The organism is Okeania sp. (assembly GCF_983059655.1).
In genome coordinates, this window is sequence record NZ_CEZPJD010000057.1 from 4965 (window position 1) to 13033 (window position 8069).

Genomic DNA, 8069 nt, shown 5'->3' on the forward strand with positions numbered 1-8069 from the left:
TTCGATTTAGCGACCAACTTATAACTATTTATCCTTTTTCAGTTTCTCAATTTCTCAATTTCTATTTATCGCAATAGACAGATCATTTCAGTTATCAATTATCATTTACCAGTACCTATGTCTGAAGCCCTATACTTTAGACCCTATTTTTTTGTGAGATGGACATAGAGTGATGATGAATCTCAGGCAGAGAAATGTTTTTCCTACTGTTCCCTGTTCCCTGTTCCCTGTTCCCTGCTATTAAGTAATCGGTGTTGAATCTAACCGACGGATCGCTACAACTGAAGGTTTCGGAGGATCGTTAACTTGTTTAGTTGGCCAGTTAGACCCCATAGGTACGGTACGAGTCTGGACAAAATCTGAACCATCAATGGTTTTCATTGCCAACTGACGAGTTTCTGAAGCCATACTCTGACGAATGCCGTTATATTCTCCTGGATGTTGAATAGCTACAAACAAAGTTTTCTGGTCTTTGGTAAAGAAAGGCCCACAAGTTTCACTTTCTGTTGGCGCTATTCCAAACAAGTAAGCTTCTCCAGCATTAGGACCAGAAGTAGGAATTTTCCAGATAGAATTATTACCAAATAAACCACAAAGAGTAGACTGGCTTATTGGTTTGCCATCTTTACCCACTCGATTCGGAGGTACTATTTTATTCTGCTTACTGGTACTAATATCTGTTACCATCCATAAATTACCTTGTTCATCAAATTCTAAATTGTCAGGATTAGAGAATCCTAGTCCTCCCTCCATAGGTTCGCCCCCAGTAGCAAACATTTCCCAACTAAATGTCATAGCATCTGGTTGATTATCATCCTCAGTCAAACGCATAATCCAACCAAACTCGTAAGCTTCACCATCTGGACCTTTAAATATACGTTTGTCTGGACTGCCATCAGATTTACTGGGAAACCCAGAGGTAAAGGCAATAAATAAATTACCATTTTTATCTACCTCAGTATCTTCAGGACGTGCGGTACAAGTAACGCCAGCAGCATTAGCAGCTAGATGGGCATCAATGAGAATAGCTCCCTGTTTCTCTTCAGCATTACCTTCATACAAGTCCCCCAGAGTTTTATATTTCTGTTTGAACCTTTCTACTTCTTGAGCAGTTATTGCTTTGAAACTACCACCATCAGGTCTTTGGGGTAGATTAATCATACTGTTAACGTGGACTTCTGGTAAATCTGGATTCACGGGAGTATCAGGTTGTAGAGGAATCCAACTACCTGTACCATCAGGATTAAATTTAGCCCCATACAACATCCCATCTGTCAAAAGTTGAGAGTTAGCTTTATCAGTGGGGTATTTTACTTTATCTTTACTCACAAATTTATATAGATGACCGCTACGGCGATCGCATCCGGAATAAAATGCTAATGGCTTATCAGCCTCTACCCTAATACCTACTGCTTCGTGGCGATAACGACCTAACCAAGTATGTTTTGTACCATAGTCGTCAGGGTTAGCTGGGTCTACTTCTACCATCCAACCATACTTATTACCAGCTAAACCAAATGCACTTCCCAGACCTGCTACTCCTCTTTCACCAATGAATAGGGATTTTTCTCTGGTTGGATCAACAGAGGTACCATCAGCATAAACTGGCTCTATCACATAACTTTGAAAATTTTCTTCGGCGCTAAATACTGTTCCCCAAGGTGTAGTGCCACCTGCACAGTTACCAAAACTCCCAATGATGCGATCGCCTAATTTATCGTCATACCCTTTTCCTTTTTTGTTAAATACTGCTACTGCGGGTCCTGTTGATTTTAAATAACGCCCGTCTTCTAATCCTGAAATACCTGTTATTCTGCGGTCAAATTTTGAATTTGTTCTTACCCATTTTCCATCTGTTTCGCGACGTATAGAAATTACACCTATTCCCATATCAATCATTGCTTCTTTAGCTATTTCGACAACCTTTTCTTTCAGGGAATTGTCAAGTAACTCTTCTGAACTAATTCCTGATTCTCCTGCCTGTCTAAATGCTGTTGCTAATTCTGCAAAAGGCATAGATTTACCAATAACTGTTTGATAAGTTGTTATCCAAGGCAAAGGACTAATATATTCAAAGTTTATGGTTAATAATCCTTCATTTTCTCCTGTTTCGATGTAGGAAAGATAGTCGTTATTGTAGCCAAAACGTGAATCACCTATTTTGTCACCCCACGACCCAATAACATCATAAGTAAAACCTTCTGGAATTATTAAATCATCTACTACTTCGTAATTATTATAATTTTCTATATTTAACTCTTGATTACTCGTTGTTAAAGGCATTGGACCTTTAACTGGTTGGAAATTAATATTGTTAGTTCCACTAATTGGAGATTCTTTAGTTACTAGAGTAGATGATTGTTTTTGACAGGAACCAAGGGCTATTGTTCCTGCACTAGCTCCAAGAAAGATAAGGAATTCTCTACGTTTAAGGTTCATAGACAAAGCATTTTGTTTGACTATTGTTAGTATAGCTTTAATTGAGTTTTTTTGACATCAAAAATGCTAAAATCTTTATGTGTCAATGCTTTTAAATTTAATCAGCAAGCCCTAATTATCAATTATCCATTATCAATTATTGAATCCTGTCTCATGTATAGCTGTCTCCTGTCTCCTGCCCCTACTAAAAGACTTTTTCAGCAAACCCTAATTAACCCAACTTACTTCCCCTTCGTAAATCAAGATTAATTTGATATTATTGACAATTTCAGGATTCAAAAATCCATTATTTTTCAAATTTCCGGGAACGTTAGTTAGGCCGAAATCAATAACCCAATTACCAGCAAACTGTTCATTACTTAAATTTTCTATACTAGCGATATTATTGACATCAAAATCAATTTTCATAGCTTGTTCATTGGCTATTTCCAAAGTTACAAAGGATTGATTAGATGATACATCAGGAGCATCAAGTTTAAAGATTATCCTTGTAAGTTTGGCATTTTCAATGTGAGGTGGAATAATCTCTTCTGAAACTTGAAAATTCAACTTTTGCGAAAATGCGACCCCGTGTCGCCCAATAGCGCACCTGGTAGCTTCCCTTGTAGATAGAAAAATACTCTCATCTCCCCATCTCTCCATCTCCCCATCTTCTCATCTTCTTTTAAATAGATACATCCAGGGGTTCTATCATTGTCATTTTAGTTTCCTGGTTTTTATTAATTGAATTGTCCTAACTTGGTATATTCGCTTAATTCCCCTCCTGGGAGGGGCTAGGGGTGGGTTAGATTTGACATTTAAGTTTTTGAGGATTTTGTGTACCAAAAATTCTTTGATTTCTGTATGTCTGGGATCATATCTTGATTATCAATAATGATATCTTAGTTCAGATAGAAAAATTGCCTCATTTTGGACTTTATAGACAATACGATGTTCGTCATCAATTCGTCTTGACCAATATCCTGATAAATCGTACTTTAATGGTTCAGGTTTGCCAATTCCTTCAAAGGGCGAACGTTTAATATCTTGTATCAAAAGATTAATCCGTTTGAGAATTTTTTTATCTGTTTTTTGCCAATATAAATAATCCTCCCAAGCATTTTCGGAAAAAATCAGTTTCATGTTAATAACTCTCTTTCCATCCCTCCCCCTGATTCTAATTCTGCAATAGAGTCTCGCAGACGTTGAGCATTTTTAGGACTTTGGAGTAAATATAGAGTTTCTTCGTAGGACTGATAATCTGCTAGGGACATTAAAACAACAGGAGGATTATTTTCTGTGGTAATAATGACAGGATCGTGCTCATTACAGACTTTTTCGATAATTTTCGGTAATTCTTCTTTAATCTTGACGTAATTTAGTCTATCCATCTTAATATTTTTCCTCTTTTTGCTCTAATCATTATATCAATTGCTTAACCGAACAGTAGTGTGAGAAATGCACCCATCATCATTGTCTGGTTGGTTGAAATGTAAATTGACCGCGTAAACCTTCTGGAAGACGGTTTGAGAGTTGAGATTCTTGATACTGACTCAATAATGCCACTGGTTTTCCTCCATTGGCAATGACGATCTTTTCTCCCTGTTGCACTCGGACTAAAAGTTGCAAAAGTTGTGTTTTGGCTTGGTCAATATTGATTACTTCCATCGTTATACCAACCTCATAGTCAGAGCGGTAGAGCGATAAACTTTGAAAGTTGCAAAATTCTTTTTGACTAAAAAGATAGTTTACGCTTAAAAAAATGAACACCGAAGGCATTTTTTCTTATATAACTCCTGACTCCTAACTCCTAAAAAACTTTCAAACTGTAAATTTTTTGCGGTTCTAAATGTTGTATAACGCTCAATAATTCATCAATTTTAAAACTCTGACGCTGGAGCTGCACTTGTAAAGTAGTCATAGGATCGGAACCAGAAGCAATGAGAAATTCCAATTTTGAAATATTCGGCCATTTACCTATTTCTGTTAATATTTTAGCGATCGCCTCCAAATAAGGATGATTTGATTGTTGATACCATTCAGATGTAATTAATGTTGCTTTTTCTAAACCAAAATTAACTATTAAAGGTGCTTGAGCAAAAACCGCTGTTGCCACTGCTCTAGTTTCTTCCCGCAACAGAAAATCATCTTCTTTGATTAAACTGCGTAATTTTTCCAAATATTCATAGCGCTTTTGAAGGGGAGATTTCAAAGTTTTAACCAAAGAATTATCAACAAATTTTCCTTCTGTGTTTTCATCATTCCAATCAATAGCAATTGTCACTAAATAACTGCGTAACAACATATGACCTAATTTTTGCGCCTTAGTCGCCAAATAAGTAGAATTATAATCTGTTGTTTCAATTAACAAAGGCATCCGGTCTACTACTTCAATTCCATAACCATTTAAACCTGCTATTTTCCGGGGATTATTTGTAATCAAACAAATTTTCTTCACACCCAAATCATGTAATATTTGTGCTCCCACACCATAGTTGCGCAAATCTGCTGGAAACCCTAATCTTTCATTAGCTTCCACAGTATCTAATCCCATATCCTGCAATGAATAAGCTTTCATTTTATTAATTAAACCTATTCCCCTACCCTCTTGTCGCAAATAGACGACCACTCCCGCACCCGCATTTTCAATCATTTTCATTGCTGCTTGCAGTTGCATTCGACAGTCACAACGAAGGGAACCGAAAGCATCTCCAGTCAGACACTCAGAATGTACCCGCACCATGACATCTTTTTCTTGAAATTCTTCTGGGTTGCCTTTAACAATAGCTACATGTTCCGAATTATTTTGAGTATTGCGGTAAGCATAAATTTGGAACTCACCAAATTGGGATGGTAACTTAGCAACAGCTTCTCGATAAACAAAGCGATCGTGTCTGATCCGATAACTGATAATATCAGCAATACTGATCAATTTCAGATTATGAGTTTGAGCATATTCTATTAATTGAGGTAACCTTGCCATCGAACCGTCTGGGTTTTGAATTTCACAAATAACCCCTGCCGGATATAAACCTGCTAATCTAGCTAAGTCAACAGAAGCTTCTGTATGACCTGCTCGTTTTAATACTCCTCCTTCTTTAGCTCTAATAGGGAAGATATGACCAGGGCGACGTAAATCTTCTGGTTTGGTAGTAGGGTTAATGACAGCTTGAATAGTATGCGCTCGGTCTTCTGCTGAGATACCTGTAGACACTCCCAACTGTGGGGAAGCATCAATACTAACAGTAAAAGCTGTTTGGTTACTGTCAGTATTTTTAGTAACCATAAGTGGAATATCTAATTCGTCAAGGCGATCGCCTGTTAATGCCAGACAAATTAGACCTCTAGCTTCTACTGCCATAAAGTTAATCATATCTGGAGTAGCAAATTGAGCTGCACAAATTACATCTCCTTCGTTTTCTCGATGTTCATCATCGACTACTACTACAGACTTACCTGCTTTAATATCTGCTAGTGCAGCATCAATAGAATCAAATTTAAATTGTTGGTTTAGTTGTGTATTCACAGATAGCTTCCCTGATTTTGTCATTTTTGTTCAAAATATGTTTAAAAGTATACAAATATTATAACGATATACAAAGATTATAGGGTTTCCTAGGCTACCGAAGTATAGTAACAAGAATGAATAAATTAGATAGATAGTTGAGAATATACCTTACAGGAACTTGAAGACTCTATTAAGTAATTGAGTTTCAGATAGAAAATATCATACAATAATTGGAAATAAATAATATGAAAGGTAGAATTTTTACAGAACAAGAACGTCAAATACTTGCAGATATTATCGTTCATCGTCGAACAGAATTTGGGGAAAACTTTATTAATGAAGAAATTCCCGATACAAAAATTGAGCGATTACTTTTAGCTGCTTTACTTGGCCCTTCAGTTGGTTTTTCCCAACCTTGGGAATTTGTAATTATTCGTGACCCATCAATCAAAGCCAAAATCAAGGCATCTTTTGAAAAAGAAAACGAAAAAGCGAAAGAAATCTTTAAGGACAAACCATTATATAATAATTTTCAATTGGAAGGAATTACTACAACTCCAGTTAACATTGCTGTTTTCTATAAACCCTCACTTACTCCTGTTATGGGTCAAACAAGTATGGAGAAAGTTGGACCGTACAGTGTTTGTCTGGCAATTCAAAATTTGTGGTTAATGGCTAGAGCGGAGAATATAGGGTTGGGTTGGGTAAGTATTTTAGACGAAAAAGAGGTAAAAACTATTCTCAATGCTCCTCCAGAAAATGAATTAATAGCGTATTTATGTTTAGGTTATGTCACAGAATTCACAGAACGTCCTTTGCTGGAAATTGTTAACTGGGAAAAGCGTAAATTAAAGGAGGCAGTGATTTATTATGACAGTTATTAAGTAAGCATTCAGCTGTCAGCTATCAGCTATTAATTTTGTCTTGGAATAGGTTATTAAGGCTTATTAAAACTGGATATTTCACTTATAGAGGCGTTTTATATAACATCTCTATAAGTGGTTTATTTACCTTTAAATTACTGTAAATATAAATTTATTCTGTTACCTCTTCTGGAGAATCAAGATTATTTTCAGATTCAATTTCTTCAGTAATTTCTTGTATAGAATCATAATTTTCAGTAGGCATAGGTTCTACAACTTCTTCAGATTTTGACTCGGTAATTTGTTCTGATTCTGAAATAGTACCTTGCTGAAAATCTTCTACAACTTCAGGTATAGGCATAGTAGAATCATCACTTTCAGTGGGAATAGGTTCTACAACTTCTTCAGGTTTTTCCCCAGTAATTTGTTCTGAGTCTGAAATAGTACCTTGCTGAAAATCTTCTACAACTTCAGGTATAGGCATAGTAGAATCATCACTTTCAGTGGGAATAGGTTCTACAACTTCTTCAGGTTTTTCCCCAGTAATTTGTTCTGAGTCTGGAATAGTATCTTGCTGAAAATCTTCTACAACTTCAGGTATAGATGTAGAATCATCACTTTCAGTAGGCATAGATTCTATAACTACTTCAGATTCTTCCTCGGTAATTTGTTCTGAGTTTGGAATAGTATCTTCTGGCTGAAAATCTTCTACAACTTCAGGTATAGACATAGAAGGAGCTTCTACTGATTCATTACTTTCTTCTACATTTGGTGTCAAAGTAGAAGTTTCTTGGGGAGGCAGTTTTTCTACTGGTTCTGTTGTTGATTCTTCCTCTACTATTTCTGGTAGACTAGGAAACTCATTTTCCTGAAGTGAATCTTCAATTTTAGATGTTTCTGATGGATTGAAATTTTCTTCTAAATTTTGTTTTTCTATTGTGTCTAGAGTTTCTGATTTCTGTTTTTCGGTAACTTTATTTATAAGACCAAAAAATCTATCTCTAACACTATTCACAAATTTACCTATTCTTTCTTTTGTTTTTGGTAGCTCCTTTGCTTCGCTAGTTTCTATTTTTGATGTAGCTGACTCAGTAGCAGGAATATTCTCTATTTCTGGTGCAATTAATGTTTCCTCTATTTCTAATTCTGCTGACTCAGTAGTAGGAATATCCTCTATTTCTGGTGCAATTAATGTTTCCTCTATTTCTAATTCTGCTGACTCAGTAGTAGGAATATCCTCTATTTCTGGTGCAATTAATGTTTCCTCTATTTCTAATTCT

8 protein-coding genes are annotated in these 8069 nt (G+C 36.0%); 1 reads left to right on the plus strand and 7 read right to left on the minus strand.

All coding sequences use genetic code 11. From position 1 onward, the window contains the following. Positions 1 to 240 precede the first annotated feature (240 nt). The 6 genes from AC3DU7_RS05840 to ribBA form a co-directional block, all read right to left on the minus strand. Positions 241 to 2439 carry a PhoX family protein gene (locus AC3DU7_RS05840; RefSeq protein ID WP_488038412.1) on the minus strand — a complete coding sequence of 733 codons (2199 nt, stop codon included), beginning with the start codon at positions 2437 to 2439 and terminating at the stop codon, positions 241 to 243. Positions 2440 to 2646: 207 nt separating this feature from the next. Next, on the minus strand, positions 2647 to 2988 hold the full coding sequence (locus AC3DU7_RS05845) for a hypothetical protein (protein WP_488038413.1): 342 nt from the start codon (positions 2986 to 2988) through the stop codon (positions 2647 to 2649). A 318-nt stretch (positions 2989 to 3306) separates the two neighbouring features. After that, a complete protein-coding gene (locus tag AC3DU7_RS05850) occupies positions 3307 to 3561 on the minus strand; it encodes a Txe/YoeB family addiction module toxin (protein ID WP_488038414.1) in 255 nt (84 codons plus the stop codon). Next, on the minus strand, positions 3558 to 3809 hold the full coding sequence (locus AC3DU7_RS05855) for a type II toxin-antitoxin system Phd/YefM family antitoxin (RefSeq protein ID WP_488038415.1): 252 nt from the start codon (positions 3807 to 3809) through the stop codon (positions 3558 to 3560). The genes AC3DU7_RS05850 and AC3DU7_RS05855 overlap by 4 nt, the downstream gene beginning before the upstream one ends. 79 nt (positions 3810 to 3888) lie before the next feature. Next, the gene (locus AC3DU7_RS05860; protein ID WP_488038416.1) at positions 3889 to 4086 is read right to left on the minus strand and encodes a type II toxin-antitoxin system Phd/YefM family antitoxin; all 198 of its coding nucleotides are present in this window, start codon (positions 4084 to 4086) and stop codon (positions 3889 to 3891) included. Positions 4087 to 4228: 142 nt separating this feature from the next. Next, positions 4229 to 5968, minus strand: coding sequence for a bifunctional 3,4-dihydroxy-2-butanone-4-phosphate synthase/GTP cyclohydrolase II (ribBA, locus tag AC3DU7_RS05865; protein ID WP_488038417.1), 1740 nt, complete (start codon positions 5966 to 5968; stop codon positions 4229 to 4231). Between the two features lie 203 nt (positions 5969 to 6171). Here ribBA and bluB point away from each other — a divergent pair, with 203 nt between their 5' ends. Continuing rightward, on the plus strand, positions 6172 to 6810 hold the full coding sequence (bluB, locus tag AC3DU7_RS05870; protein ID WP_488038418.1) for a 5,6-dimethylbenzimidazole synthase: 639 nt from the start codon (positions 6172 to 6174) through the stop codon (positions 6808 to 6810). A gap of 151 nt (positions 6811 to 6961) precedes the next feature. On the opposite strand, the gene AC3DU7_RS05875 is transcribed toward bluB, so the two are convergent. Continuing rightward, positions 6962 to 8069, minus strand: a 1108-nt coding sequence (locus tag AC3DU7_RS05875; RefSeq protein ID WP_488038419.1) for a hypothetical protein, incomplete at its 5' end; no start/stop codon positions are given.

Coding starts and splice junctions, on each gene's coding strand:
- AC3DU7_RS05840 (WP_488038412.1), bottom strand. CDS start 2,439: ATGAACCTTAAACGTAGAGAATTCCTTATCTTTCTTGGAGCTAGTGCA.
- AC3DU7_RS05850 (WP_488038414.1), bottom strand. CDS start 3,561: ATGAAACTGATTTTTTCCGAAAATGCTTGGGAGGATTATTTATATTGG.
- AC3DU7_RS05855 (WP_488038415.1), bottom strand. CDS start 3,809: ATGGATAGACTAAATTACGTCAAGATTAAAGAAGAATTACCGAAAATT.
- AC3DU7_RS05860 (WP_488038416.1), bottom strand. CDS start 4,086: ATGGAAGTAATCAATATTGACCAAGCCAAAACACAACTTTTGCAACTT.
- ribBA (WP_488038417.1), bottom strand. CDS start 5,968: ATGACAAAATCAGGGAAGCTATCTGTGAATACACAACTAAACCAACAA.
- bluB (WP_488038418.1), top strand. CDS start 6,172: ATGAAAGGTAGAATTTTTACAGAACAAGAACGTCAAATACTTGCAGAT.